This is a genomic window from Acidovorax sp. M2(2025) (genome assembly GCF_049330835.1).
Classification (GTDB): domain Bacteria; phylum Pseudomonadota; class Gammaproteobacteria; order Burkholderiales; family Burkholderiaceae_C; genus Acidovorax.
Window position 1 is genome coordinate 2,790,287 of sequence record NZ_CP186262.1, and the last position, 25,337, is coordinate 2,815,623.

General features: G+C 65.7%; 23 protein-coding genes. 18 read left to right on the forward strand and 5 right to left on the reverse strand.

From position 1 onward, the window contains the following. Positions 1-39 precede the first annotated feature (39 nt). Positions 40-906 carry a LysR family transcriptional regulator gene (locus ACOYR3_RS12940; RefSeq protein ID WP_422842783.1) on the reverse strand — a complete coding sequence of 289 codons (867 nt, stop codon included), beginning with the start codon at positions 904-906 and terminating at the stop codon, positions 40-42. Positions 907-998: 92 nt separating this feature from the next. Here ACOYR3_RS12940 and ACOYR3_RS12945 point away from each other — a divergent pair, with 92 nt between their 5' ends. Next, on the forward strand, positions 999-1,433 hold the full coding sequence (locus ACOYR3_RS12945; RefSeq protein ID WP_422842784.1) for a nuclear transport factor 2 family protein: 435 nt from the start codon (positions 999-1,001) through the stop codon (positions 1,431-1,433). Here the strand turns inward: ACOYR3_RS12945 and ACOYR3_RS12950 are convergent. Then, the gene (locus ACOYR3_RS12950; protein ID WP_422842785.1) at positions 1,411-2,337 is read right to left on the reverse strand and encodes a LysR substrate-binding domain-containing protein; all 927 of its coding nucleotides are present in this window, start codon (positions 2,335-2,337) and stop codon (positions 1,411-1,413) included. The two genes, ACOYR3_RS12945 and ACOYR3_RS12950, sit on opposite strands and share 23 nt — an antisense overlap. A 108-nt stretch (positions 2,338-2,445) precedes the next feature. Between ACOYR3_RS12950 and metE the strand changes: the two genes are divergently transcribed. The 13 genes from metE to ACOYR3_RS13015 all read left to right on the forward strand — a co-directional run bounded on the left by metE (position 2,446) and on the right by ACOYR3_RS13015 (position 17,549). Further along, positions 2,446-4,827, forward strand: a complete 2,382-nt coding sequence (metE, locus tag ACOYR3_RS12955) for a 5-methyltetrahydropteroyltriglutamate--homocysteine S-methyltransferase (RefSeq protein ID WP_422842786.1) — start codon at positions 2,446-2,448, stop codon at positions 4,825-4,827. Positions 4,828-5,183: 356 nt separating this feature from the next. Beyond that, positions 5,184-6,212, forward strand: a complete 1,029-nt coding sequence (locus ACOYR3_RS12960) for a glycosyltransferase (RefSeq protein WP_422842787.1) — start codon at positions 5,184-5,186, stop codon at positions 6,210-6,212. After that, positions 6,209-7,357, forward strand: coding sequence for an FAD-dependent oxidoreductase (locus ACOYR3_RS12965; RefSeq protein ID WP_422842788.1), 1,149 nt, complete (start codon positions 6,209-6,211; stop codon positions 7,355-7,357). Before ACOYR3_RS12960 ends, ACOYR3_RS12965 begins: the two co-directional genes overlap by 4 nt. Next, positions 7,354-8,145 (forward strand): pyridine nucleotide transhydrogenase, encoded by a 792-nt coding sequence (locus tag ACOYR3_RS12970; RefSeq protein ID WP_422842789.1) that lies wholly within the window; start codon positions 7,354-7,356, stop codon positions 8,143-8,145. The genes ACOYR3_RS12965 and ACOYR3_RS12970 overlap by 4 nt, the downstream gene beginning before the upstream one ends. After that, positions 8,142-8,978 carry a sugar phosphate isomerase/epimerase family protein gene (locus tag ACOYR3_RS12975; RefSeq protein ID WP_422842790.1) on the forward strand — a complete coding sequence of 279 codons (837 nt, stop codon included), beginning with the start codon at positions 8,142-8,144 and terminating at the stop codon, positions 8,976-8,978. The genes ACOYR3_RS12970 and ACOYR3_RS12975 overlap by 4 nt, the downstream gene beginning before the upstream one ends. Continuing rightward, positions 8,975-9,331, forward strand: a complete 357-nt coding sequence (locus ACOYR3_RS12980) for an EamA family transporter (protein ID WP_422842791.1) — start codon at positions 8,975-8,977, stop codon at positions 9,329-9,331. Before ACOYR3_RS12975 ends, ACOYR3_RS12980 begins: the two co-directional genes overlap by 4 nt. Beyond that, positions 9,331-10,155, forward strand: a complete 825-nt coding sequence (locus ACOYR3_RS12985; protein ID WP_422842792.1) for a glycosyltransferase family 2 protein — start codon at positions 9,331-9,333, stop codon at positions 10,153-10,155. Before ACOYR3_RS12980 ends, ACOYR3_RS12985 begins: the two co-directional genes overlap by 1 nt. A 150-nt stretch (positions 10,156-10,305) precedes the next feature. Beyond that, positions 10,306-11,817, forward strand: coding sequence for a hypothetical protein (locus ACOYR3_RS12990; protein WP_422842793.1), 1,512 nt, complete (start codon positions 10,306-10,308; stop codon positions 11,815-11,817). 140 nt (positions 11,818-11,957) lie between these two features. Next, the gene (locus tag ACOYR3_RS12995; RefSeq protein WP_422842794.1) at positions 11,958-12,467 is read left to right on the forward strand and encodes a MarR family winged helix-turn-helix transcriptional regulator; all 510 of its coding nucleotides are present in this window, start codon (positions 11,958-11,960) and stop codon (positions 12,465-12,467) included. 64 nt (positions 12,468-12,531) lie between these two features. Beyond that, entirely contained in the window at positions 12,532-14,004 is a 1,473-nt protein-coding gene (locus ACOYR3_RS13000) for an efflux transporter outer membrane subunit (protein WP_422846585.1), read from the forward strand. A 166-nt stretch (positions 14,005-14,170) separates the two neighbouring features. Continuing rightward, positions 14,171-15,490, forward strand: coding sequence for an efflux RND transporter periplasmic adaptor subunit (locus tag ACOYR3_RS13005; RefSeq protein ID WP_422842795.1), 1,320 nt, complete (start codon positions 14,171-14,173; stop codon positions 15,488-15,490). 15 nt (positions 15,491-15,505) lie between these two features. Then, positions 15,506-17,149 carry a DHA2 family efflux MFS transporter permease subunit gene (locus tag ACOYR3_RS13010; RefSeq protein ID WP_422842796.1) on the forward strand — a complete coding sequence of 548 codons (1,644 nt, stop codon included), beginning with the start codon at positions 15,506-15,508 and terminating at the stop codon, positions 17,147-17,149. Between the two features lie 241 nt (positions 17,150-17,390). Next, positions 17,391-17,549, forward strand: coding sequence for a DUF3309 family protein (locus ACOYR3_RS13015; RefSeq protein ID WP_291484101.1), 159 nt, complete (start codon positions 17,391-17,393; stop codon positions 17,547-17,549). 220 nt (positions 17,550-17,769) lie between these two features. Here the strand turns inward: ACOYR3_RS13015 and ACOYR3_RS13020 are convergent, their stop codons facing one another. Continuing rightward, positions 17,770-18,588 carry a sensor histidine kinase gene (locus ACOYR3_RS13020; RefSeq protein WP_422842797.1) on the reverse strand — a complete coding sequence of 273 codons (819 nt, stop codon included), beginning with the start codon at positions 18,586-18,588 and terminating at the stop codon, positions 17,770-17,772. 59 nt (positions 18,589-18,647) lie between these two features. Beyond that, entirely contained in the window at positions 18,648-19,466 is an 819-nt protein-coding gene (locus ACOYR3_RS13025) for a LuxR C-terminal-related transcriptional regulator (RefSeq protein WP_422842798.1), read from the reverse strand. Between the two features lie 481 nt (positions 19,467-19,947). On the opposite strand from ACOYR3_RS13025, the gene ACOYR3_RS13030 reads away from it, so the two are divergent. The 4 genes from ACOYR3_RS13030 (at position 19,948) to ACOYR3_RS13045 (ending at position 24,128) form a co-directional block, all read left to right on the forward strand. After that, on the forward strand, positions 19,948-20,421 hold the full coding sequence (locus ACOYR3_RS13030) for a hypothetical protein (protein WP_422842799.1): 474 nt from the start codon (positions 19,948-19,950) through the stop codon (positions 20,419-20,421). Positions 20,422-20,585: 164 nt separating this feature from the next. Continuing rightward, complete coding sequence (locus ACOYR3_RS13035) at positions 20,586-21,020, forward strand: hypothetical protein (RefSeq protein ID WP_422842800.1); 435 nt, start codon at positions 20,586-20,588, stop codon at positions 21,018-21,020. A 41-nt stretch (positions 21,021-21,061) separates the two neighbouring features. After that, complete coding sequence (locus ACOYR3_RS13040) at positions 21,062-22,837, forward strand: DUF4384 domain-containing protein (protein ID WP_422842801.1); 1,776 nt, start codon at positions 21,062-21,064, stop codon at positions 22,835-22,837. A gap of 181 nt (positions 22,838-23,018) precedes the next feature. Continuing rightward, positions 23,019-24,128 carry a hypothetical protein gene (locus ACOYR3_RS13045; RefSeq protein ID WP_422842802.1) on the forward strand — a complete coding sequence of 370 codons (1,110 nt, stop codon included), beginning with the start codon at positions 23,019-23,021 and terminating at the stop codon, positions 24,126-24,128. Positions 24,129-24,191: 63 nt separating this feature from the next. Here ACOYR3_RS13045 and ACOYR3_RS13050 read toward each other — a convergent pair whose 3' ends face one another. Beyond that, entirely contained in the window at positions 24,192-25,094 is a 903-nt protein-coding gene (locus ACOYR3_RS13050; protein WP_422842803.1) for a LysR family transcriptional regulator, read from the reverse strand. Positions 25,095-25,337: the final 243 nt, after the last annotated feature.

A 25,337-nucleotide genomic window follows, 5' to 3' on the forward strand; every position in this document is an offset into this window, starting at 1 on the left:
AGGCGCGACCACGCACTGTTTCAACGCCCCAAGAGCCACTCACCCGCTGGGTGCGAACACCCCCGGGTCGATCAGCGGCTTGCGACCGTTCCGTTGAAAGAGCCACATCGTGTACAGCGGCAACGACTCGGCCAGCCGCAACGGCACCAGCAACTCGGTCGCCGCGCCCAGCAGGGCCGGGTGCGGGAACACGGCGAGCAAATCGGTCTGGACGACCAGGTTCAGCATGCTGGCAAAGTCGGCGCAGCGTACGGTCATGGAGGGCACGGGCAAGCCCCGCACGCGGTGGGCCTCCGTCAACACATCCACGGGCCCGCTCACACTGGGCTCTACACAGGCCCATGCAGCGCCCTGCAACTGCGCCAGCGACCGCGCCCGGACCAGCGGGTGGTGACGCCGCGCGTAGATGCGCGGATGCAGTTCATACAAAGGCCACTGCGCCACGTCGGAGTGCGCGAACTTGCGCGGCCGGGGCGCGACGACGGCGTCGAACTGGTGCCGCAGCAGGCCGGCGAGCAGGCTGCCCTCATCGGCCGTCCGCATGTGCAGCGATCGCCTGGAGTCTGGCAGACACCAGGTGCTGTACAAGAGGGGGCCGCACACCAGCGCGGCCGAGCTGGTCAGCCCCACCCGCAGCACCTTGCGGTTTGCCGCGCTCTGCCGGGTCTGCGGCAAGGCGTTGATGCGCTGCGCCAGCGGAACCCCTTCTGCCACCACCCGCCGAGCCAGCTCGGTGGGCACATGGCGACGCCCGTCCCGCACCAGCAAGGGCGCGGCGAACTGCCCCTGCAGCACTTTCAAGCCCTGGCTGATGGCGGGCTGCGAAACCCCACAGGCCTGCGCCGCGCGCGCAAACGAGCCCTGTTCGATGACGGCTTGAAGGTAGTGGAGATAACGCAGATACATAAGCAGCTTTTATGTATGAGGCTTCATTGTCCCTTGCCGCAGGCGCCCTGCGCGGCGAAGCTCGGGGCATCCTTCTTCACCAGGCTTCCACCATGACCGCGCCCACCCCGCTCGACACCGTCCGCACCTACCTCGCCCACCTGCACGCCAGCCACACCGACGGGCTGATCGCCTGTTTTGAAGACGATGGCGTGGTGCATTCCCCCTTCCTGGGCACGATGCGCGCCAGCGACTTTTTCAGGAAGCTCGCCCAGGCCTCCAGCGGCAGCGTGATCACGGTGCTGGATCTTTTTGCCTCTGCACAGCCCGGCCAGGACGGATCGGTGCGTGTGGCCGCCTACTTCCGCTACGACTGGACCTTGAGCGATGGCCGTGAGGTGACGTTCACCTGCGTGGATGTGTTCACCTTCGACGCGGGCAGCACCCGCATCCGCGACATGAACATCGTCTACGACACGCACCCGCTGCGCGAAGCGGTGGGCGACAAGTACGCGCCTGATCCGGTCACAGCAACTCCACGCCCTTGAGCGTGACGAAACTGGTCTCGCGCGTCACTTGCACAAAGTCCTGCAGATACGGCTTGGCCGACAGGCTGGGCAGGCAGGCCGCGTGCAGCTCGCCGCGCAAGCCTTTGTCGCCAATCGGTCTGGCAGTCACGTATCCCCGGTCCAGATAGCTTTGCACTGCCCACAGCGGCAGCGCCGCCACCCCGCGCCCGCTGGCCACCAGCTGAAGCATCGCCACCGTCAGCTCGGTGGTGCGGCGCGGGGGGCGCACGCCAGCGGGCTCCAGCACCTGGCGGATCAGGTCCAGCATCTCGTCGGGCACGGGGTAGGTGATGATGGTCTGGTCGGCAAAGTCCTGCGCCACCAGGTGCGGCCGGGCCACCAGCGGGTGCGTGTTGGCCAGCAGCGCGCGGATCTCAAAGCCGAACAGCGCGTGGTAGTCCACGCCCGCTTCGTCGGCATCCACCTCCGACACGATGGCCACATCGGCCCGGCCCTGGTGCAGCAGGCCCACGGGGTCGGCATGGAAGCCGCTCACGATGTCCAGCTCCACCTCGGGCCAGCGGGTGCGAAAGGCGTCCATGGCGGGCATCAGCCAGTCAAAGCAGGTATGGCATTCCACCGCGATGCGCATCTGCCCGCCCTGCCCCAGCACCAGGCGGGCAATGTCGCGCTCGGCCCCTTCCACCTGGGGCAGCACGGCATCGGCCAGCGCCAGCAGGCGTTCGCCCACGGCGGTGAACTGCGGCGGCACGGACTTGCGCTCAAACAGCGGCTGGCCGTAGCGGTCTTCCAGCAGCTTGATCTGGTGCGACAGCGCCGACTGCGTGAGGTTGAGCAGCTGCGCGGCCCGCACCAGACTGCCGCTGTCGCGCAGGGCGACCAGCGTGCGCAGGTGGCGCACTTCCAGGATCGACTGAACCATTAATATTTTTCAAGTTGAACGAATAAAACTTTCGTTTGAATAATAAACGAGCCCGCGCGACCATCGGTGCCTTCATTGCATTGCTCCATTCAGAAGAAGGAAATCACCATGTCGCTCGCCGCTCCGACCACCCGCCGCCCCGTGCTCACGCACACCCTGGGCTTTCCGCGCATGGGGGCGCAGCGCGAACTGAAGTTCGCGCTCGAATCCTTCTGGCGCCGGGCCAGCACCGAAACCGAATTGCAGGCCACCGCCGCCCAGCTGCGCCAGTTGCACTGGCAGGCGCAGGCCGACGCCGGCCTGGGATTTGTGACCGTGGGCGACTTTGCCCTGTACGACCATGTGGCCAACCACATCCAGCTGCTGGGCTGCGAGCCTGCGCGCTTTGGCTTTGACGCCCACACGCCCGAGCTGGCGCGCTACTTCGCGATGGCGCGGGGGGTGTCGGCTCAGGCGGCCGCCGACCACGCGGGCTGCAGCGCCGGTTGCACTGCAAAACACCACACCACCGGCCAGCCCGCCCTGGAGATGACCAAATGGTTTGACACCAACTACCACTACCTCGTGCCCGAGTTCAGCGCCCACACCCAGTTCCACCTGGCCAGCGAGCGCCTGTTTGCCGAAGTGGCCGAGGCCCAGGCGCTGGGCCACCGCGTCAAGGCCGTGCTGCTGGGGCCGCTGAGCTTCTTGTGGCTGGGCAAATCCAAAACGGCGGGCTTCGACCGGTTCAGCCTGCTGGAGCAACTGCTGCCCGTGTACGAAGCCGTGCTAACGCGCCTGAAGGCCCAGGGCGTGGAATGGGTGCAGATCGACGAGCCCATCCTGGGCCTGGACCTGCCCGATGCATGGCGCCACGCGTTTGAGCCCAGCTACTGGCAACTGGCCCGCAGCGCGCCCAAGCTGCTGCTGGCCACCTACTTCTCGCCCCTGGCCGAAAACCTGCGCCTGGCCTGCCAGCTGCCCGTGGCGGGCCTGCATGTGGATGCCGTGCGTGCGCCCGACGAGCTGGTGGGCGTGGCCGACTGGCTGCCCTCGCACAAGGTGCTGTCGGTGGGCGTTGTGGACGGCCGCAACATCTGGCGCACCGACCTGGATGCGGCGCTGCAAAAGCTGCGCCCTGTGGCCGACAAGCACCAGGGCGAGCTGTGGCTGGCGCCATCGTGCTCGCTGCTGCATGTGCCGTTCAGCCTGCAGGCCGAGACGCAGTTGGACGCCGAGATGAAATCCTGGCTGGCGTTTGCGGTGGAAAAACTCGATGAGCTGCGCGTGCTCTCCACCGCCCTGGTCCAAGGCGAGGATGCTGTGGGAGGCGAATTGCGCGCCGCCCGCACCGCCTTGTCCACCCGCCGCGCCAGCCCGCGCGTGCACCGCGCCACCGTGGCCGCCCGCATTGCCGCTGCTGCGCCGGGTGCGGACCAGCGCGCCAGCGCCTTTCCCATCCGGCAAAAGGCCCAACGCGCCCGGCTGAAGCTGCCGCTGCTGCCCACCACCACCATCGGCTCGTTCCCGCAAACGGCCGAGATCCGCGCGGCCCGGGCCGCCTTCAAGCGCGGTGCGCTCGATGCAGCCCACTACCAACAAAAGATGGAAGCAGAAATCGCCCTGGCCGTGCGCAAGCAGGAAGCGCTGGGGATCGACGTACTGGTGCACGGCGAGGCCGAGCGCAACGACATGGTCGAATACTTTGGCGAGCAGCTCGACGGCTTTGCCTTCACCGCCAACGGCTGGGTGCAAAGCTACGGCTCACGCTGCGTGAAGCCGCCCATCATCTACGGAGACGTGGCCCGCCCCGCGCCCATGACCGTGGCCTGGACGCAGTACGCGCAGCGCCTGACCACCAAGCCCATGAAGGGCATGCTCACCGGCCCCATCACCATACTGCAATGGAGCTTTGTGCGCGACGACCAGCCCCGCGCCACCACGGCCGACCAGATCGCCTGGGCGATCCGCGACGAGGTGTGTGACCTGGAAGCCGCAGGCATCGCCATCATCCAGATCGACGAACCCGCCATCCGCGAGGGCCTGCCGCTGCGCCGCGCCGGGTGGAAGAACTACCTGGACCGCGCCACGCGCGCCTTCCGCATCAGTGCCAGCGGTGTGCGCGACGACACACAGATCCACACCCACATGTGCTACAGCGAGTTCAACGACATCCTGCCCGCCATCGCCGCCATGGATGCGGATGTGATCACCATCGAAACCAGCCGATCAGACATGGAACTGCTGCACGCGTTCGGCGCCCCCGACGCGGGGGGAACGGCCAACTTCCGCTACCCGAACGAGATCGGCCCCGGCGTGTACGACATCCACTCCCCCCGCGTGCCCACCGTGGCCGAAATGCTGGCGTTGCTAAAGAAAGCCACCGAGGTGGTGCCGGTGGAACACCTGTGGGTCAACCCCGACTGCGGCCTCAAGACGCGCGGTTGGCCGGAAACCGAGGCCGCGCTGCGAAATATGGTGCGGGCGGCTGAACTGGCGCGGCAAGGGTGAAAGCAAATCCATCTATTTTTAATGTTATTTTTTGTAAAATTTGAAAAATAGAGAACTTGTCGAAATAGTTGACGGGATGGGAAAACATATTTAACAATTAAAGACCCTCGGGCAAACAGCCTTCGGGCCTGCCAGCCCTCCAAGTCTTTGGCTTGGAGGCTGGTTCTTTTTAGAGGTGATGATTTCTCGAGGCGTGACTGCCTGCGCTTGCCTTGAGGCGCCGCGTAGGGCATGCGGATGATTCTCGGTAGTTTCTACCTCAATCGTGAAGCCTCTATTTTCAGCGCACCGTATTTCTGTGGCAAAAAAACCTCCGCAATCAACTCCAAGCGGGTCCGCCTCTTTGGAGATTTTTGATGAATTTCTATCCGATTTTTCTCTCTGTCGTCTATGTCGTGCGCAACCAGGAAGAGCGCATTGAAAACCTCTTGACATCGGCCACGGCCCAGTTGCGCTCGCTGGTGTGCGACTATGAGTTGATCATCGTGGACAATGCCTCCACGGACGGCACCACCCCCCGCCTGCGCCAGTTGGTGTCGCAGGCCTCCATTCCAAACGTCCAGGTTTATTCACTTGTCAAGGAAGTCGATACCGACACGGCTTCCTGGGTCGGGCTTGAAAATGCCCTCGGCGATTATGTTGCGGTGCTGGACCCCTTGAAGGATGACATTGCCTTCCTGCCCCAGATGCTTGCGCAGACAAGCAAGGGGGCCGAAGTGGTTTTTGCAAAGAATGTGGAAAAGACCCAGCAGAGCATTGCCTACACCGTTGCCTATCACGCCTTTTTGCAGCTTTACAAGGTATTCAGTGGCATTCACCTCGACAAAGAGGCTCCGCAATACCGGGTTTTAAGCAAGCGTGTCATCAACTTCATTCTTCAACACCCCCAGCCCGCCTTGACCTACCGGCACCTGCCCGCAACGGGCGGGTTTGAACGGGCCAACCTGGAATACCGCAGCCGCCCTCAAACGCCACAGGTCAAGAGGCTGGGAGAGAGCATCCACCGCGGCCTGCGCCTGCTGGTATCGACCACGCAATCACCCTTGCGGGCAGTGACTTTTTTATCCCTTTTTGGTGCCGCCGCGAACCTGGTCTATTCCATTTATGTCGTGGCCATCGGGATCTTCAAGACCAATGTGGCGCCCGGCTGGATCAGCTTGTCCTTGCAGCAATCGGGCATGTTCTTTCTCCTGTCGCTGGTGCTCCTGGTCCTTGGCGAGTACATCGTCCACGTCGTGAAAGCATCCACGGACGGGCCGCTCTACCACGTGGTGCAGGAGTTCACCAGTACCCACATGACCCGCCAGAACAAGCTCAACCTGGAGGAAGTCGGGCCGCACTCCCGGCCGGCACGTGCGGCACCCCAAACCGAACCGGTGGCATGACATCGCCGACCCAGGTTTTCGACGCAACGGTGATTGGTGGGGGGTTCTACGGTGCGGCGATTGCAATCTACCTGGCAGGCCGGCGCGGCTTGCCGCGTGTGCTGCTGCTGGAGCGCGAGCCCAGCCTTCTGGCCCGGGCGTCCTACCACAACCAGGCGCGGGTTCACAACGGCTACCACTATCCGCGCAGCTTCACCACGGCGTTTCGCAGCCGTGTGAACTTGCCGCAGTTCGTGCGGGACTGGCCCCAGGCCGTCACCCAGGACTTCACCAAGCTGTACGCGATCGCGCGCCGCAACTCCAAAGTCACCGCACGGCAATTCGAGCGCTTTTGCCGCGATATTGGCGCCACCATCCAGCGCGCTGACGATACGCTGCACAAGCTGTTCGAGCCCCGCTTGATCGAAGAGGTCTTTCTGGTCGAGGAGTACGCGTTCAACGCAAGAAAGCTCGCAGAGCAGGCCACGCGGGAATTGCAGGAAACCGGCGCCCAAGTGTGGTTCTCATCCTGCGCCAAAGCGCTCTATGCCACGGGCGAAGGAAACATCCGGATTTCCGTGCAACGTGCGGATGGCAGGCTGCAAGCCGTGGAGAGCCCTTATGTATTCAATTGCACATACAGCGGCCTCAACCAGCTGGAAGGGGATTTTCCGGGCGTCAAGACCGGCCTGAAGCAGGAAATTACCGAAATGGCGCTGGTCCGCATGCCGGCACCGCTTGCAGAACTGGGCATCACGGTCATGGACGGCCCTTTTTTCTCCATGATGCCGTTTCCCGCCCGCGGCCTGCACACGCTGTCGCATGTGCGGTATACGCCGCACGACTACTGGATGGATGTAAGAGGCATCAATCCCTACACCCGCCTTTCCGCATACCCGCAGGAAACACGTTTTGACCGGATGCTGCGGGACGTTGCAAGGTATATCCCCTCCGCCCGGAGCATGGAATACGCAGAATCCATTTTCGAGGTCAAGACGGTGCTTCAGAAAAACGAGGCCGATGATGGGCGCCCTATTCTTTGGGAAAAGCACGAGGAATTGCCCGGCTGCTACTCCATTCTCGGCGGAAAAATTGACAATATCTATGATGTCCTGCAGAAGCTGGACACAGAGAATTTATTCCTAAAGCAACCGTACAACGTATGAACAATGCGCTCATTGGGCATTCAGGCTTCGTAGGAAGCACATTGCTGAAGCAGACGCGGTTTGAAGCGATGTTTCGCTCGACCGATATCCAGGAAATTGCCGGACGCGATTTCGACACCGTGGTCTGCGCCGGCGCCCCCGCACAGAAGTGGATCGCCAACAAGGATCCGCGGGCCGATCTGGAAAAAATCCGGCAATTGATGGCCCATCTGGGCTCCATGCAATGCCGGACGTTTGTGCTAATCAGCACGGTGGACGTGTTCCAGCACCCCATCGGGGTGCGGGAGGATTCCCCCGTGCCGGCGGAGGGTTTGCACGCCTATGGCCTGCACAGGCGCTATCTGGAGGAATTTGTGCAGGAGCGCTTTGCCAACCACTTGATCGTGCGGCTGCCCGGCCTGGTCGGCCCGGGTTTGCGAAAAAACGTCATTTTTGACCTGCACAACGCCAACCAGTTGCACGCCATCGAAAGCCGCGGCTGTTTCCAGTTCTATCCCATGGTCAACCTGTGGTCCGACATCGGGACCGCATTGAAGGCGCGATTGAAGCTGGTCCACCTGACAGCGGCGCCGATCACCGTGGCGCAGGTCGCCCAGGAGGGTTTTGGCCAAACGTTCACGCAAACGCTCGAAGGCCGCGACCCCGCGACCTATGACATGCAGACCCTCCACGCGGAGGTCTTCGGCGGCCAGGGAGCCTACCAGTACAGCCAGCGCGAGACCCTCCAGGCGATTCGTTCGTACGCGCAATGGGAGCCCCGCGCTCTGGCGCCGGAGGTGGGCGCATGAGGCTCTCGATCTCGAACATCGCCTGGGACCCCAGCGAGGATGAAGCCGTCGCCGCGCTGCTGGCGCGCTGCGGCGTGGATGCCATCGACATTGCGCCCGGCAAGTACTTTCCCCGGCCGCTGGAGGCGCGCGCGGAAGACATCCAGCGCGTGCGGCAGTGGTGGGCGCAACGGGGCATCGAGATCGTGGGCATGCAAGCCTTGCTGTTTGGCACGACCGGCCTGAACGTGTTCGCCCCCCCGCCAACACAACAAGCCCTGCTCACGCATCTCAACGCCGTCTGCCGCATCGCGGGGCAGCTGGGCGCGACCCGGCTGGTCTTCGGATCGCCCAAGAACCGTGATCGCGCCGGATTGACCCATGCGCAAGCCCACGCGGATGCCGTCGCGTTCTTCACGCGGCTGGGCGATGTGGCGCAACAACATGGCGTGGTGGTGTGCCTGGAGCCCAATCCTCCCTGCTACGGCGCCAATTTCATGACGACCAGTGCCGAGACGGCGCGCGTGGTGGAGGCCGTGGCCCATCCCGCCATCCGCATGCAGCTCGACACCGGGGCCGTCACCATCAACGGCGAGTCCATTGCCGAAGTACTGGCAGCCCACGGCCCTCTGGTGGGCCACATCCACCTCAGCGAACCCGACCTCGCTCCCCTGGGAGACAAGGGCGTGGACCACGGCGCGTTGCACCGCGCCATCGCGGCCGCCCTGCCCCGCCACGTCGCGACCATCGAGATGCTGGCGACGACGGCGGAGCCACCGCTGGAAGCGGTCGAACGTGCACTGCGGTTCGCAAACGCGCATTACCGCGCGGACCGAAAGGAGGCCGTGGCATGAAGTGGCTGATTCTTGTCCTGGGCATTGCGTCCAACGCCTGGGCCAGCGTACTCATCAAGATCGCCATGACACCGCCGCGGCGCTTTCCCTCGCCTGCCGATCCCCAGGCGGCCTTGGCCAACTGGCCGTTCTGGCTGGGCCTGCTGCTGTACGGTGGCGCCTTTCTGCTGTATGCGGCCGCGCTGGCCCGCCTGCCCTTGAACGTGGCCCACCCCATCCTCACGTGCGGCGCGGTGGCCACGGTGGCGGTGCTTTCCACGCTGGTCTTCAACGAGCCGTTGCATGGGACGACCATCGCCGGCATCGTCCTGGTCATTGCCGGCGTGGCCCTTATTTCAGCAAAGGTGTGGTGATGGCTTCCGAACCAATTCCCGCGCCCGTGCGGGCGACCTGGAAGGTACCAAGTTTTGACCTCCCGCTATGGAAGGGGCGCCTGCACCCTTGGTGCGTGGTCATCCCGGTGATCAATGAGGGAGAACGGCTGGCGCGGCTGCTGCAGCGCATGGCGCAGCATGGCATTTCCGAGGTGGCTGACATCCTGGTCGTGGACGGCGGCAGCCGGGACGGTTCCACCGACACCGGCCGATTGCAGAGCCTTGGCGTGCGCGGCTTGCTGGTCAAGACCGGCGCAGGCAAACTCAGCGCGCAATTGCGCTGTGCCTATGCCTTCGCCCTGGACGAAAGCTACGAGGGCATCATCACCATCGACGGCAACGACAAGGACGATCCGGAAGCCATTCCCCGGTTCATTGCGGCGCTGCAGGACGGCGTCGATTTTGTCCAGGCGTCGCGCTTCATCCAAGGCGGGATTGCAGAAAACACCCCGGCATCGCGTGATTTTGCGATCCGCTGGATTCACGCGCCCTGCCTCAGCATGGCCTCGGGCTTTTCCTGGACAGACACCACCCAGGGCTTTCGCGCCTACAGCCGGCGGATGCTGCTGGACCCGCAGATAGCGCCGTTCAGGGACGTTTTCGTGGCGTATGAGCTCCTGGCCTACCTTTCGTACCGGGCTCCCAAGCTGGGCTACCGGTGCGTGGAATTGCCCACGTCCAGAAAATACCCGCAGGGCGAAGTTCCCACAAAGATCAGCAGTTTCAAAGGCAACCTTGCGGTTCTGATGACCCTTTTCCGCGCCTGCACAGGCAGGTACGACCCACGGGTTTTGGGAGCTTGACCGCGGCGGCAACGTTCTCCCCGTCGCGGCCCGCATTCCGAAGCCGCCCAACGTTGCCTGAACCCCGTGAGCGCGGGAAAGTTGAGTGCAGTTGCACCACTGATTCAAATACAGAGCAGCTGCCTCCAAAAATCGAGAATCTATTCTTCCGTGAATAAAGATACTTCCCCCATCTTATCCCGTCAAGAAAAAACAGAGCGCCTGCTGAACGGATTCCTCCTTGCCGTGCTCGCCCTTTTCGTGCTGCTGGCGATCCGTTACCAGTATTTCCTGCTGCGCCACATCGAGTGGGGAGACGAGTCCGAGACCGTGGTCACCGCGAAAATGATGGCGGCTGGGCAAAGGCTGTATTCTGAAATCTTCAACCACCATGGACCGCTGACGTTTCTCAGTGGCGTGGTGCTGGAAAGCTTTGGTAACTTCGGCGTACGCGCCCACCGGGTTCCCGTCGCGCTGCTGCAATGTGCGGGGCTGCTGTCCATCTATTTTTCCCCCCTCTTCTCCAGCAAGAGCGTCAAGATCGGCTGCACAGTCTTTGCCGCCAGCGTGATGCTCCTGTATTTTCCCGAGCTGCTGGGGCACATGTACACCTACCAGGCGATTACAGGGGCATTTCTTCTCATCATCTTGTTCCTGTACACGTTCCCCGCCATCCTACGGCCTGATTCGGTCACGTCCGCTCGAAGCTTCACAGGATCGGTGCTGATCGCAGGATTGCCGTTTCTCGCCGTCACCTACATTCCGCTGGCGGGGATTCTTTTTATTGCCTCGCTCCGAAAACGCTACCTGCGTCCCGCGCTGGCCGGAACGGCGGTCGGGATTGCTGCAAACCTGCTTTTTCTTGCCGCCTATAGTTCTTTTCCCGGTTATCTGGCCTTTCACTTTTACCTCAACAGTACGATCCTCCCAATTTACCTCGGCTCGCCAACTTTTGAGTCGTTCGTTTTCGTCACCCTCCGGGCCCTGACGAGCAATCTGGGACAATTCAGCTACTTCATGGGCGCGGCGGCAGGGATAATGGTGTTGGCGTCGCGCGAGAAAGGTGTGCCGTGGCGCACTATTGTTCTCGCGCTGGGCATTGCAAGCCTGCTCATTCGCGGGGAGGACTTTCACGGGCTTCCCTATTACCATGCGGTGATTGGCTTGGTCATCCTGCTGACGTTGCACATTGCCACGTTGAATACGCAGGCAAAAATAGTGAGCGCTTTCGTGCTCATCATCTTGACCCTCAAGGTCTCGCTCGTTCTGCCCGGTGAGCGGCAGTATTTTACGATGCGTAAAATAGCGGAAGAAACAGAATTTTCGAAGCTCGTGCAAAAATTCACCAGCAAGGACGATAAAATTATCGCCTACACCAACCGGAACTACGACTACATCGTCGCAGACCGGTTGCCCGCTTCCGGAAATTTTTTCTATTTCCCCTGGCAAGAAAAATACAACGAAAATCCCCAGTACGGAATCAAGATTGATACCTGCGAGCAAATTGCCGCATATCGCCCCAAGGTCATGCTGCTCGACAAATGGAAGGTGTGGGACCGCTTTCCCTGGGAGAGCTACGCCGGCTGTGTTCAAGCACTGGTCGATGAGCACTACACCCAGGTTCCCGGGCGCCCCTACTATCTGCGCAACGACATCTACCGCGCCGACGCCTTAAACCCCTGAGTCTGCTGCCCCCTGACGCTGCGCCAGGGGGCTTGGCAGCCTCGCGCGACGGCCCCCTCCCCGGCCGAATTCCCCTTCATGAATCAGGGCTAATCAATCATTGACAAGACAAATATTGTCTTGGAAATTAGATTCGCCCCATGACCTCTCGTTCTTCCTCACCTGGCGCCGGCTTCTACCAGCCCTGCCATCTGGTTCCCGAAGAGAGCGTCGGCTACCTCATGCGCCGGGTGATGTCGTCCATTCGCACGCAGGCCGATGCCCAACTCGCAGCGCACGATCTGACCTACGCGCAGTGGCTGCCTTTGTTCAAGCTGTCGCTGCACGAGAGCGCCACCGTGGCCGCCCTGGCCCGTGATCTGGAAACGGACCCGGCGTCCATGACCCGGTCGCTGGACCGCGTCGAAGCCAAGGGCCTCGTCGTGCGCGAACGCTCCACGGTAGACCGGCGCGTGGTGCAGCTTCGGCTCACGCCGGAAGGACAGCGTGTCGCCGCGCTGGTGCCGCCCGTCCTCGCCGATGTGCTCAACGGCCACCTCAGCGATTTCAGCCACGACGAGTGGCAGACGCTGCTGGGCCTGCTGCGCCGCATGCTGGCCAATGGCGAGGCACTGCGCCAGCAGCGCGGCACGGACGCTCCTGCCGCCTGAGCCCGCGCCCGCCACGTTTCGCACTCCACACAACATCTGAAAAACCATTCTGGAGAAACCCGTGATTTCCGACGCTCCCCTGCCCTCCACCCGCAAGGCCCTGGCGGCACATTTCGCAGTGTCAGCGCTGGCCCTGGCCGCCGCAGCCCTGCTGGCGGGTTGTGCCAGCCCTGGCGCGCCCCATACGCCGCTGGCCCAGACCACGCCAGCCGCCGCCGGCCTGAGCACCGCCGCGCCTAACGAGACGGCTGCGCCTGCCCAATGGTGGACGGCCCTGGGCGACGCCCAGCTGAACACCTTGATCGACACCGCTCTGCAGGGCAGCCCCAGCCTGGCGGCAAGCCGCGCCCGGCTGGAGCAGGCCATCGCCCTGAGCCAGGTCCGCGAGGCCGCCAACGGCCCGCAGGCCACCTTGGGCGTAGACGCCACCCGCCAGCGCTACAGCGCCAACGGCCTGGTGCCCGCGCCGATTGCCGGCAACACCTACAACAGCGGCAACGTGCAGGCCACGCTGAGCTGGTCGCCGGACTTCTTCGGCCAGCACGCGGCCGAGCTGCAGGCCGCACTGGGCCAGGCGCGAGCCGCGCAGGCTGACGCGGCCGCTGCCGCCAACACGCTGGCCGCCCAGGTGGGCCGCAGCTATGTGGCGCTGGCCCGGCTGGTGGCGCAGCGCGACGTGGCCGTGCGGGCCCTGGAGCAGCGTGAAGAACAGCGCAAGCTCACGCAGGAACGCACCGCGGCGGGCCTGGACAGCCAGGTCGAGCTGACCCAGGCCCAGGCTGCCGTGCCCGATGCGCGCACGCAGATCGAGGCGCTGGACGAGCAGATCACCCTGGGCCGCCGCCAGCTGGCCGTGCTGACCGGGCAGGCCCCGGACGCCCTGCCCGGCCTCACGCCCCGACTGGCCGCGTTGCACCCCCTGGCCGTGCCCGACGTGCTGGGCGCCGACCTGCTGGGCCGCCGCCCCGACGTGGTGGCCGCGCGCTGGCGCGTGGAGGCCGCCACCCAGGGCGTGAACAGCGCGAGAAGCGAGTTCTATCCCAACATCAACATCGGCGCCTTCATCGGCCTGAACTCGCTGGGGCTGGACCGGCTGTTCAACGCCAGCTCGCGCCAGATGGGCGTGACACCCGCGCTGCGCCTGCCCATTTTTGACGGCGGCCGCCTGCGCGCCCAGCTGGGTGGCCGCCAGGCCGAGCTGGACGCCGCCATCGCCCAGTACAACGGCGCGGTGCTGGACGCCGTGAAGGAAGCGGGGGACGCCATCGCGTCGGTGCAGTCCCTCACCCGCCAGCAGGCGCTGCAGGACGAAGCCGTGGCCAGCGCCGAAAAAGCCTACCGCTTTGCGCAGGAGCGCTACCGCGCGGGCCTGGGCAACTACCTGGTGGTGCTGTCCACCGAAAGCCAGGTGCTGGCCCAGCGCCGCCTCGCCGTGGACCTGCGGGCCCGCCAGCTGGACACGCGCCTGGTGCTGATGAAGGCGCTGGGCGGCGGGTGGACCGATGACACGGCGGTGCTGAAGACCGCTGCCAAATAGGCGCAAGAGTCCGCCGCAGAAAGCCGCAAAGCGCCTTTTCATGCACACCCCAACCCGTTCATGCTGAGCCTGTCGAAGCGCCGCGCAAGGCATCGGCAGCGTCAGCCCGAACGGTGAGGGTGCACCAAACAAGCACACAACAACACCAACAGGAAAGATTACCGCCATGAGCGAACCCCTCACCGCCAACGAAGCCAACACCGCCCGCCGCCGGGGCCTGACCCTCATCGCCGCCGCCGTGGCCATCGCCGCCCTGGGCTGGGGTGGCTGGCACTGGGCCAACGGCCGCCATGTCGAGACCACCGACAACGCCTATGTGGCGGGCAATGTGGTGCAGATCACGCCCCAGGTGGGCGGCACCGTGGTGTCCATCGGCGCGGACGACACGGACTACGTGAAGGCCGGACAGGTGCTGGTCAAGCTGGACCCCGCCGATGCCCGCGTGGCGCTGGAGCAGGCCGAGGCCCAGCTGGCCCAGACGGTGCGCGAGGTGCGCACGCTGTATGCCAACACCTCGGCGCTGAAGGCGCAGGTCAGCCTGCGCAGTGCCGACCTGGCCCGCGCCCAGGCCGATGCCGCGCGCATGCAGGACGACGTGAACCGCCGCGCCCCGCTGATGGCCAGCGGCGCCGTGGGCAAGGAAGAGTTCCAGCACGCCAATGCCCAGCTGGCCGCCGCCAAGAGCACCGTGGCCGCGGCCCAGTCGGCCGTGGTGGCCGCGCAGGAGCAGCTGGCCGCCAGCCAGACGCAGACCGAAGGCACGTCGGTGGAACAGCACCCCAACGTGCAGCGCGCCGCAGCGCGGGTGCGCGAGGCCTATCTGGCCGTCCAGCGTGCCCAGCTGGTGGCTCCACTGGACGGCCATGTGGCCAAGCGCGGCGTGCAGGTAGGCCAGCGCGTGCAGGCCGGCGCCCCGCTGATGACGCTGGTGCCGCTGAACGATCTGTGGGTGGATGCGAACTTCAAGGAAAGCCAGCTCAAGACCCTGCGCATCGGCCAGGCCGCCGAACTGGAAGCCGACGTGTACGGCACCAAGGTGGTCTACCACGGAACCGTGGCCGGCCTGGGCGCGGGCACTGGCGCCGCGTTCGCGCTGCTGCCGGCGCAAAACGCCACCGGCAACTGGATCAAGGTGGTGCAGCGCGTGCCCGTGCGCATTGCGCTGGACCCCAAGGAAGTGGCCGAACACCCGCTGCGCGTGGGCTTGTCCATGGAAGTGAAGGTGGACACGGCCGACCAGAGCGGCAAGACCCTGGCCGACACCCAGCGCACCGCGCCCGTGGCAGCCACCGCCGTGTTTGACGAGCAGTTCAAGGCTGCCGACGACGAAGTGGCGCACATCATCGCGGCCAACCTGGGGCGCAGCGGCAAGGCCGCCGTGGCCATGGCGTCGCCCAAGGTGAGCAGCAGCCCGTCTGCCGTGCAGGCCCAAAAGCACGCCTCGGCCCCAGCGTCTGCTGCCATGCAGTCGCCCGTGGTGCAGTAAGCAGGTGAACTCCGCATGAGTGCCGCCAACCCCTCTGCTGACGCTGCCGGCCCGGTGCCTGCCCCGGCAGCGCCCGCCGCCGCGCCGCCGCCATCCGCTCCGCCCGGCCCGCCTGCTGCCTACCCGCCGCTGCAAGGCTCCCCCCTGCTGCTGGGCACGCTGTCGCTGTCGCTGGCCACGTTCATGAACGTGCTGGACTCGTCCATCGCCAACGTCTCCATCCCCGCCATCGCCGGCGACCTGGGCGTGAGTCCCGGCCAGGGCACCTGGGTCATCACCAGCTTTGGCGTGGCCAACGCCATTTCGGTGCCGCTTACCGGCTGGCTCACGCAGCGCTTTGGCGCCGTGCGCCTGTTCACCATGAGCGTGCTGCTCTTCGTGCTCACGTCCTGGCTGTGCGGCTTTGCCTCATCGCTGGAGATGCTGGTGTTCTTCCGCGTGCTGCAAGGCCTGGTGGCCGGGCCGATGATTCCGCTGTCGCAAACCCTGCTGCTGGCCAGCTATCCGCGCGCGCTGGCGGGCACCGCGCTGGCGCTATGGGGGGTGACCACACTCGTGGCGCCCGTGGTCGGGCCGCTGCTGGGCGGGTGGATCACCGACAACATCTCCTGGCCCTGGATCTTCTACATCAACGTGCCCGTGGGGTTGCTGGCCGGCGTGCTCACCTGGGGCATCTACCGCAAGCGCGAAACACCGGTCCGCAAGCTGCCCATCGACACCGTGGGCCTCTCGCTGCTGGTGCTGTGGGTGGGCGCGCTGCAGCTCATGCTCGACAAGGGCAAGGAGCTGGACTGGTTTGCCTCGAATGAGATCGTGATCCTTGCCGTCGTGGCGGTGATCGCATTTGCGATCTTTCTGGTCTGGGAGCTGACCGACAAGCACCCCGTGGTGGATTTGAAGCTCTTCAAGGGCCGCAACTTCACGTTCGGCGCGCTGGCGCTGTCGGTGGCCTACGCCTTGTTCTTCGGCAACGTGGTGCTGCTGCCGCTGTGGCTGCAGCAGTGGATGGGCTACACGGCCACGTCCGCCGGCATGGCGCTGGCGCCGGTGGGCGTGTTTGCCATCCTGCTCACGCCGCTGGTGGGGCGCAAGGTCGGCCAGTGGGATCCCCGCCGCATGGCCACGGGGGCCTTTGTGGTGTTCAGCACAGTGCTGTGGATGCGCTCGCAGTTCACCGTGCAGACCGACTTCATCCACATCCTGGTCCCCACGCTGCTGCAGGGCGCGGCCATGGCGTTCTTCTTCATCCCCCTCACCACGCTGACGCTTGCGGGCATTGCGCCCGAACGGATTCCTGCGGCGGCAGGCCTGTCCAACTTCGTGCGCATCACCGCGGGGGCCATGGGCACGTCCATTGCCACCACGCTGTGGGAGAGCCGCGCCGCCATGCACCACGCACACCTGACCGAGGGGCTGGTGCAAGGCCAGGGGGTGTTTGCCCAGACGCTCAGCAGCCTGGCGGCAGCCGGGCTTTCGCAGGAACAGGCGCTGGCGCAGATCAACCGGCTCATCGACCAGCAGGCGTTCACGCGCGCTGCCGACGACATCTTCCTGGGCTCGTCTGCGCTGTTCCTGTTCCTGATCGCGCTCATCTGGCTGACCCGGCGGCCGCCCCGTGCGGCAGGCGGCGGCGCTGCCGATGCAGGCGGCGCCCATTGACGGAAAGGGTCCCAACGCCGCATCCGCGCACGTGAAGGACTTTGAGGTCCTGCGAGCTTGCAGCGCCCGTCCTTCAAGCGCTGCAAGCTATTTTTTTGATAGCAAAAGAAAATTCCCCGGGGCGCACGTTCCCACAGGGGGTGTCGGAAACGGCTGACCGCCCGGCGGGTGGCGCGCCTGCGGGGCCTGTGCGCAGCGGTGCCAACAATGCACACACCGCAATCCACAACAAGGAACCGCAATGTCGCTTTCGCTGATTCTCCTGATCGTTCTGATCCTCATCCTGATCGGCGTGCTGCCCACCTGGGGCCACAGCCGCTCATGGGGCTATGGGCCCAGCGGCGGTGTGGGGCTGGTGGTGCTGATTCTGGTCATCCTGCTGCTGATGGGACGGATATGACGGTGCCGGCGGCAACCGGGGTTCCTGTCCCTGTTGCCGCGGCAAGCCCCCAAGGAAACGGCCGAGTCCCGGCCGTTTCTTTTTTCTTTCAGCGGGTTTTAGGGTGTCAACAGGTAGGGAGCCCAAGGGCTGCAGCGCTTGCATCCCGTGCGTGGACAGCGCCACACCACCCAGGCACCGGAAGCCCATGCAGGGATGAGCCGGTGCGCCCCCGCGCCGTTCAGTCCATCCGGCCGGTCAGCGGGATCACCACCCGGATCGATGTGCCGCCCTGCGCACCTGGCAGCACGTGCAATGCGCCGCCAGCCAGGATCGCCCGGTGGGCCATCCCCGCCATTCCCGAGCCCCCGTGGGGCGATGCCAAACCCTGGCCGTTGTCGCGGATCTCGAGGCACCAGCATGCGGGGTCCGGCAGGGTGCTTGCGCGCAATTCGATCTCGGTGGCCTGGGCATGCTGCAGGGCGTTGCTCAGCGCTTCTTGAACGATGGCGACCAGTTGCGCGGCGCTGTCTCGGTGCGGGAAATCGGCTTCGGGGGCGACCTCCACGTTCCAGAACATGCGGATACCACGCTGCGCAAGCACGGGGCCGATACGGTAGCGCAACTGCGCAAGACGGTCGGCCAAGGATGCGTCGTCGCCGCCCATGGCATCGGTCAGCAGCCGAAGGTCCAGCAGGCATTTTTCCAGCGCAGCCCGGACTTGATCCCGGTCTTCGGAGGATTCCAGCAGAGCCAACGCGAAGACCAGCTGCGAGCCCACGTTGTCATGCAAGTCCCGGGCAATGCGCCGCCGCTGTGCCAGAACTTCGGCGCTGGGCCGCACGCTGAGCCGGGGACGCCATTGCAGGGCCCGGGGCAACTGGACCAGCAGCATGACGCCCAGCACCAACGTGGTACCCAAAGCGGCCAGCTCCAGCCACCGATGCTGCGGCCCACTGGTGGTTTCCCGCCAGAGAGCCACTGCGGTCATCAGCGCAAACTGCAGCAGCCAGGTGCCGATGCACACTGCGGCGAACCACGGCGGACGGGTACGAAACATGGGTGAAACCGGGTGGTTTGGCGGGCTGCTCTGGCACCTGCGACCCCGTCCGACGCCGGCTAGAAGAGCCCCCGCAACGAAGCAAAGCGCACGGCCTGGGCGCGCGTGCGCACCTGGAGCTTGCGGTAGATGTTGCGCAGGTGGGTGTTGACCGTCATGCCGCTGATCAGCAAGCGCGCGCCCACCTCGTCGCTGGTGTAGCCGCTGGCCACCATGCGCAGGATCTCCTTCTCGCGCACCGACAGACGCTCGACCTCGTCGGGCTGCCGGCGCTTGGTCTCTGCGCCTCGGGCCCGGTCGAAACGCTGCAGCAGCCTGCGAGCAATGTTGGGCGTGATGGAGGCCCCGCCATTGGCGACCTGCAACACCGCCTGCGCGTAGTTGCGGAACCAGGAGTTCTTCGTCACGTAGCCCGATGCGCCCAGTTCAAAAGCACGCATGACCTGCTCGTCGTTCTCCATGACCGAGATCACGACGGCCTGGGCGGAAGGCCGCGAGGCCCGCAGCTGCTGCAATAGATCGAAAGCGTCGCCATCGCCCAGATTCAGGTCCACCAGCAGCACGTCGAACTCTTGCTGCTTGATCACCCTGCGCCCCTCCCGGACGCTGCCCGCCTGCCCCACCAGCAAAGTGCGGGGATCGGCCATCAGGTCCTGGGCGATCACCAGGCGCACATGCGCGTCATCGTCGACCAGCACCACCCGCACAGGGCTGGCTTTCTGCCCCGCCAGAAAAGCCGGCCATACGGAGGGAGGATTGTCGAAGGTATCGAATTGGCCTGGTACCCAGGCGGAAGGTGGGTCCGTGGTCGCAACCCCCAGATCGGCCAGGTCGACCGAAGGCGGTGGCGAAGAGGTGCCCGTTTGCCAGTGGTTCATTCCCGAAAACTCCTTGTGTGTGCGTCCGTTGCGTCTTCAAACAATCGTTACCCCGCCGGGCTTTCCAGAGATCCCGTAAGGCGCTTGCGGGCGCCGTGGTCGCGCGCCAATGCAGCAGCCGGCCTGCAAGATGCGCTAAAAAATGGTTGAAATCCATCATCAAATAATCAACTTACAAACGTTACAAATAGTTACTACCTGAAATTGCAGATCTGCGGCGCCGGGTGCACTGCGTTCAAACAGGGGGACCCTCGGTCAACTACGGCAGGCAAATGGCGGCCCCGAAGCGGCAACGCTCCACCGATCCGGCTACCTTGTTCAGCGGATTCGCGCAAGACAGATCCCGAACCACACTGAAACCAGACAGCGCCCACGGCTCCCGGCCTCCTCGGAGATCGCGGCCGCAAGCCCTGTCCCAACGCTGCGCCGCCTTCTCCTGGGGCTGCAGCATGTGCCGATGTTCATTCCCAAAGGAACTGTCATGAAAACCCTTGCTTTCATTGCCCTGAGCACCCTCGCCACCGCTGCGCTCGCCACCGGCCCTGTCGCATCGAACCCGGAAATCTCCATCACTGGCAACTCCACCCAGTCGGTGTCGCTGACCTCCGTGTCAGTCAGCAACAACTCGACGGGCGCCAAGAGCGAAGCGTTCCAGAACCTGGCATCCAATACCGGCAACGTCTCCATCAGCGGCAACTCCGTGCAAACCGTCACCGGCGTGGGCGGCAACGTGACCAACACGGCCAGCGGCAGCGACGCCTATGCCAGCCAGAACCTGTCGTCCAACGTGGGCGAGGTCACCATCAGCGGCAACTCGCAGCAGTTCACCGCGATGTTCGGCTCGTCGGTCAACAACCTGTCCAGCGGCAGCAACAGCAAGGCGGTTCAGAACATCGCCAGCAACAACGCCTGCTTCACCTGCCAGCCCACCAAGACCTCCGGCTGGCCCCACTGAACCCCAGGGCAACCGCCAGCGCACTGCGGGCCTAGAGTGGCCGGCTCGGGGCGCTGCATCGCTGCCCGGTCGCGCGCATGCCAAGGCGCGCACCGGGTGCACTGCCCCCCGCAGGGCGCAGGCCAGGTTCCCATTGCGGACTTCCCGTTTTCTCGAGGTGTTCCATGCGCACACTTTTCAACGCGCTGCGTTCGGCAGGTGCGGCTGCGTTGGCAGCCGCCTTCGCTGCAGCCCCCGCCGGCGCCCAGGCGCCCGGTGAAGACCCGGTGGTCCTCACCAAGAAGCTGACCGTGCAGATGCAGCCCACGGGTGCACCCGCGCAATCCACCGGACTGGACAACCCCGGCACCATGCCGTCGTGGCTGCGTGCCCGCATTGCCCGGTACGAAGCCAAAGCCTTTTCGGACGACCCGGCCGGCGTGGCCACGCAGAACGATGTCGTGACCACCGCCAATGCGCAGGGCATGCAGAAGACCTGCGTGCAGGAGGTGGGGAGCAATACGGTGGCAGGGGGCGCCGCTGGCGCGGGCCGGTACGGTCCAAACCAGGCCCCGCAAGTCGTCGTTCTGCGCGGCGACCTCGTCAACATCTGCAAATAGCCCGTTCTGCCCGGCACAGCTCCGGTACCGAGGAGATCCCCATGCGCCCCACCGCCAGCCCGGCCCGCTCCGGCCCCTTCCTCTGGGCGGGGCCCGACCCCGCCAAACTCCGCAGGGTGCTGCTGGCACTGGCCGTGGTCCTCGGGCTTGCTGGCTGCGCCACCCCGCGTGATCCGCGCAAGGACCAGGAATTCCAGGGCATGGCCTCCATCACCGACCGGCCCGTGGTGCGCCCCACGCGTTCCATCTCCAGCTTTTCCGATTCGCTGATGTGCATGGACCACCTGCTGCGCGATGCACGCTTGCCCACCACGCTCATCACCAGCAAGCAGATCCCTGACTATTCCACCCGCGTGACCGTGGCCACCAAGGACATGGTGATCACCGCGCTGTCCCAGATGTCGCGGCTGAGCAATGCGTTCCGCTTTGTCGACTACGAGGTGGACATTGCGCGGCAGGACACGGTGCAAAACCTCACCACGATCCTGCTCAACAACAACCAGATGCAGCTCCAGCGGCCGGCGTTGTACCTGTCGGGCTCCATCTCTTTTGTGGACCAGAACGTCATCAACAATCGGTTCGACGCCGGGCTTTCCGGCCCCCGCGTCGACCTCGGATACAGCCAGAGCCGCAACGCCACCATCATCGGCCTGGAGATGCACCTGGGCGACTTCCGTACGCGCACGCTGATCCCGGGGCTGGACTCGGCCAACGAGGTCATCATCGGCAATGGCGGCCAGGGCATCGATCTGGCGGGCCGCATCGGCACCTATGGCGTGCAGTTCAACGTCGGGCGCGACTACACCCAGGGCTCGGGCGGCGCCGTGCGCACGCTGGTGGACCTGGCCACCATCGAGCTCATCGGCAAGTGGGCGCGGGTACCGTACTGGCAGTGCTTGACGCTGGAGCAAAACCACCCCGACTTCCAGCGCCAGCTGCGCGACTGGTTCGACGAGGGCTCCCCTGCCGTGCGCACGCAGCTCATCGCGCGGTCGCTGGCCAGCCAAGGCTACCTCGCCCCCAGCGCAACGCCCGTGCCCGACAACAGCCCGGACCTGCGCAGAGCCCTGGCGCGCTTTCAGGCGGACAACGGCATGGTGGTGACCGGCGTGGTGGACTTCGCCACCTACGAACGCGCACTGCGCAACTTCGTCGGCCTGTCCGCCGATGGCACGCTGGCCCGCATCGGCTGGGCCAGCACGCATGCGGAGCCCGTGGCCGAAACAGTCGCCTCGGCGGATGCCGCCGCCGGCCCCCCTGCGACCACCGCGCCCGAAGTGTTCGGCGGGCGGGCGCCATGGCGCTACGGCGCGGCAGCGCCCGACCGCACCATCGACCTGCAGATCGAGAACGTGCTGCTCGAGCGCACGGCGTTTGAAGTGGGCGAACAGATCTTCCTGTCGGCCACGGTATCGCGGGCGTCCTACCTGCAGTGCTATCTGGCCGATGCCACCGGCACCGTCATCCGGTTGCTGCCCAACCAGGCCAATCCCACAGGCTGGGTGTCGGCCAATCAAGCCATCCGCATCCCCGACTGGATGAGCCCCAACCCCGGCTTCATCATGGACGCGGCCAGCCCCGGCACCGAAGGCGTGGCCTGTTTTGCCACCGACGAAGACAGCACGCCCCGCCTGCCCGAGGCCCTGCGCGGCGCCCCCCTCAAGCCCGTGAAGGACTACCAGGCGCTTGAGCGCGTGAACGAGGCCTTCGCAGCGGCCGTGGGCCCGCAGGGATACACGGGCAACGCGGTGTACTGGCATGTGGTGCCCCGCCGCGTGATGCCTGCCGCGGCCGCGCAACCCGCCGCACGCAAGTAAGTGGTACGGCACGCTCAGCCCCACTGGCGACATGCACGCATCCGGTACCAGGCCACGCCAACGGGGGAGTGCGGTGCCCGGCGCCGCCGCTGCCCGCCCGGCCCTCCCGCACCCCTCGCCTTGCGGCGCGTGGTGGCGTTGGCGGCCCGCCAGCCTTGTACTGGCCTGCGCATGCCTGTGGGTGCCCGCGCCGCCCGTGCAGGCGTCGGCCCAGGCACTTCCCACACCGGCCGAGTTCCCCGTCGAACGCCCGGTGCTGGGCGACCCATCGCCCCGCGCCGCAGGGCCAGACGACCCAGCACGGGAAAAAGCACTGCAGACGCTTCGCAACACCGCGCAAGCGGACGGTCCACCTCCGCACAAGCAACGCAACGCAGGCGACCTCGCCCCGGCCGACGCCGCCTGGCTGCTGGGCCTGCTGGCCCTTCACGGCCTTGCCATGCCCGCGGACCCGCCGCAGGCCCAGCACTGGTTTGAACGCGCGCACCTGCTGGGCCACCCGTTGGCGCCCGCCGGCCTGGCGTGGTGCCAGCTCAGCGGCTGCGTCAAGCCGCCCGACCCTGCCGTCGCCATGCGCTGGATTGCGCAGCTGCGCAGCACGGACGGCGGGCTGGCCCGGTACCTGCAGTGGTACGCGGCGAAGGCGATGGCTCCGATCTCCCCTCACGAGAACGCATCCCCCACGCTCGCAGGACGCGGCGGGACGCCCGCAGCTGCGCCCCCTCCCTCCCCTGCCGCGCTGCAAAAACTTCTGCTGGATGCCGCCCGCGCGGGCAGTGCCTCGGCGCGCAACGAACTGGGGCTGGAGTTCCTGGCCGCAGGCGACACGGAAAAGGCGCTGGCCCAATTCCAGGCTGCAGCCGCGCGGTCGGAAGCCGCGGCCGCCAACGCCAGCCTGCTGGCAGCCCGCATCCGCTCGGGCGCCGCGAACGGTGTTCCCGTGGCGCGCCGCAGCGCGGCCGACTGGTACGACCAGGCCCGCCGCTACCACCAGGGGGACGGTGTTCCCGCCAACTACGCCGAAGCCATACGCCTGTACCAGATCGCCGCAGGCGGCGGCGATCCAAAAGCCCGCAGGATGCTTGCACTGATCTTCTCGCAGCCCGCGCCCGACGGCACGGTCAACATCGCCTGGATGCAACAGCTGGCGTCCATCGACACCGGGCCCACCGGCGCGGCCCCGGGCGCCGGGCGGCTGCCAGCGCCCCAGGGCTGGCAGCGCGACCCGAGCCCGCTGTACGAATGGGTTCCAGCCGAGTGGAAGGCGACCGCCGCACCGGGCGGCCGTTGACAGTCTCCGCCGGCATATCCATGGCGTCGGCGCGTCGCCTGGCGCTCTGTTTTGTATAGCACCCTATCCAGCATCGGGCGCCGGCAACAGCAGCCCCTGCCGGGCCGCCACGGCCTCGCGCAGAAAGGCCCAGGTGGCCTGCATGCGCGCCACATGCTTGTTCTCGGCCGGCATGGACATCCAGAACGTGCGCTGGAAGCGCGCCACCTGCGGCAGCACCGGGGCCAGCGACGAATCTTGCGCGGCCACGAAGGCCGGCAGCACCGCCAGGCCGGTGCCGGCCCGGGCGGCCTCGTACTGCGCCAGCACGCTGGTGCTGCGCAGCACAAAGTTCGCCGGGCGGTGCAGCTCGTCCAGGATCTGGAGCTCCTTGCTGAACAACAGGTCGTCCACATAGCTGATGAAGGCGTGGCCCCGCAGGTCATCGGCCGTGCGGATGGGCGGGTGGCGCGCCAGGTAGTCGCGGGCGCCATACAGCTGCAGCACGTAGTCGGTGAGCTTGACCACCAGCACCGCCCCGCGGGCTGGCCGCTCCAGCGAAATCACGATATCGGCCTCGCGCCGCGACAGGTGCACCAGGCGTGGAAGCGCCAGCAGGTCCACCACCAGGCCGGGGTGATCCTGCGCAAAACGGGCCAATTGGGGCGCCAGCACCAGGTTGCCAAACCCCTCGGTGGTGCCGATGCGCACCAGCCCGTGCAGGCCCTGCCGCACGCCCGGCGTGGCGTTTTCAATGGCCAGGAACGCCGCCTCCATGGCCTCCACCTGCGGCAGCAGCTGGCGCCCGGCCTCGGTCAGCCGGTGCCCGCCGGACTCGCGCGCAAACAGGGGCGCGCCCACCTGCTTCTCCAGCGCCTGCAGGCGCCGCGACACCGTGGTGTGCTCCACGCCCAGCCGCCGGGCTGCCCCTGCCAGAGTGCCGGCGCGCGCCAGTTCAAGAAAGTAACGGAAGTGGTCCCAGTCCATGCCCGGATTGTGGGCCCCGCCAGGGTCCTTTTCGGGCCCGCAGCCTTGCGCACGCCCTGGCTCCTGCCGCAGGCGGGATCGCCCTGATAACGCAGTCCCATGACACAGGTCATAGAAAAATTTACAACAAATGCAAATTACTGCACACTCCGCCGCGCTGACCGAACCGCCAGAGCCCAAGGGCCTTGCGAGCCCGGCCCCCGCCCGGGGCATCGCTGCGATGCTCCCCCGCCTATCTGCCTC

What these genes read in the sequence shown, in the direction of transcription:
- ACOYR3_RS12940 (WP_422842783.1), bottom strand. Translation starts at nt 906, where the DNA reads ATGTATCTGCGTTATCTCCACTACCTTCAAGCCGTCATCGAACAGGGC.
- ACOYR3_RS12945 (WP_422842784.1), top strand. Translation starts at nt 999, where the DNA reads ATGACCGCGCCCACCCCGCTCGACACCGTCCGCACCTACCTCGCCCAC.
- ACOYR3_RS12950 (WP_422842785.1), bottom strand. Translation starts at nt 2,337, where the DNA reads ATGGTTCAGTCGATCCTGGAAGTGCGCCACCTGCGCACGCTGGTCGCC.
- metE (WP_422842786.1), top strand. Translation starts at nt 2,446, where the DNA reads ATGTCGCTCGCCGCTCCGACCACCCGCCGCCCCGTGCTCACGCACACC.
- ACOYR3_RS12960 (WP_422842787.1), top strand. Translation starts at nt 5,184, where the DNA reads ATGAATTTCTATCCGATTTTTCTCTCTGTCGTCTATGTCGTGCGCAAC.
- ACOYR3_RS12965 (WP_422842788.1), top strand. Translation starts at nt 6,209, where the DNA reads ATGACATCGCCGACCCAGGTTTTCGACGCAACGGTGATTGGTGGGGGG.
- ACOYR3_RS12970 (WP_422842789.1), top strand. Translation starts at nt 7,354, where the DNA reads ATGAACAATGCGCTCATTGGGCATTCAGGCTTCGTAGGAAGCACATTG.
- ACOYR3_RS12975 (WP_422842790.1), top strand. Translation starts at nt 8,142, where the DNA reads ATGAGGCTCTCGATCTCGAACATCGCCTGGGACCCCAGCGAGGATGAA.
- ACOYR3_RS12980 (WP_422842791.1), top strand. Translation starts at nt 8,975, where the DNA reads ATGAAGTGGCTGATTCTTGTCCTGGGCATTGCGTCCAACGCCTGGGCC.
- ACOYR3_RS12985 (WP_422842792.1), top strand. Translation starts at nt 9,331, where the DNA reads ATGGCTTCCGAACCAATTCCCGCGCCCGTGCGGGCGACCTGGAAGGTA.
- ACOYR3_RS12995 (WP_422842794.1), top strand. Translation starts at nt 11,958, where the DNA reads ATGACCTCTCGTTCTTCCTCACCTGGCGCCGGCTTCTACCAGCCCTGC.
- ACOYR3_RS13005 (WP_422842795.1), top strand. Translation starts at nt 14,171, where the DNA reads ATGAGCGAACCCCTCACCGCCAACGAAGCCAACACCGCCCGCCGCCGG.
- ACOYR3_RS13010 (WP_422842796.1), top strand. Translation starts at nt 15,506, where the DNA reads ATGAGTGCCGCCAACCCCTCTGCTGACGCTGCCGGCCCGGTGCCTGCC.
- ACOYR3_RS13015 (WP_291484101.1), top strand. Translation starts at nt 17,391, where the DNA reads ATGTCGCTTTCGCTGATTCTCCTGATCGTTCTGATCCTCATCCTGATC.
- ACOYR3_RS13020 (WP_422842797.1), bottom strand. Translation starts at nt 18,588, where the DNA reads ATGTTTCGTACCCGTCCGCCGTGGTTCGCCGCAGTGTGCATCGGCACC.
- ACOYR3_RS13025 (WP_422842798.1), bottom strand. Translation starts at nt 19,466, where the DNA reads ATGAACCACTGGCAAACGGGCACCTCTTCGCCACCGCCTTCGGTCGAC.
- ACOYR3_RS13030 (WP_422842799.1), top strand. Translation starts at nt 19,948, where the DNA reads ATGAAAACCCTTGCTTTCATTGCCCTGAGCACCCTCGCCACCGCTGCG.
- ACOYR3_RS13035 (WP_422842800.1), top strand. Translation starts at nt 20,586, where the DNA reads ATGCGCACACTTTTCAACGCGCTGCGTTCGGCAGGTGCGGCTGCGTTG.
- ACOYR3_RS13040 (WP_422842801.1), top strand. Translation starts at nt 21,062, where the DNA reads ATGCGCCCCACCGCCAGCCCGGCCCGCTCCGGCCCCTTCCTCTGGGCG.
- ACOYR3_RS13050 (WP_422842803.1), bottom strand. Translation starts at nt 25,094, where the DNA reads ATGGACTGGGACCACTTCCGTTACTTTCTTGAACTGGCGCGCGCCGGC.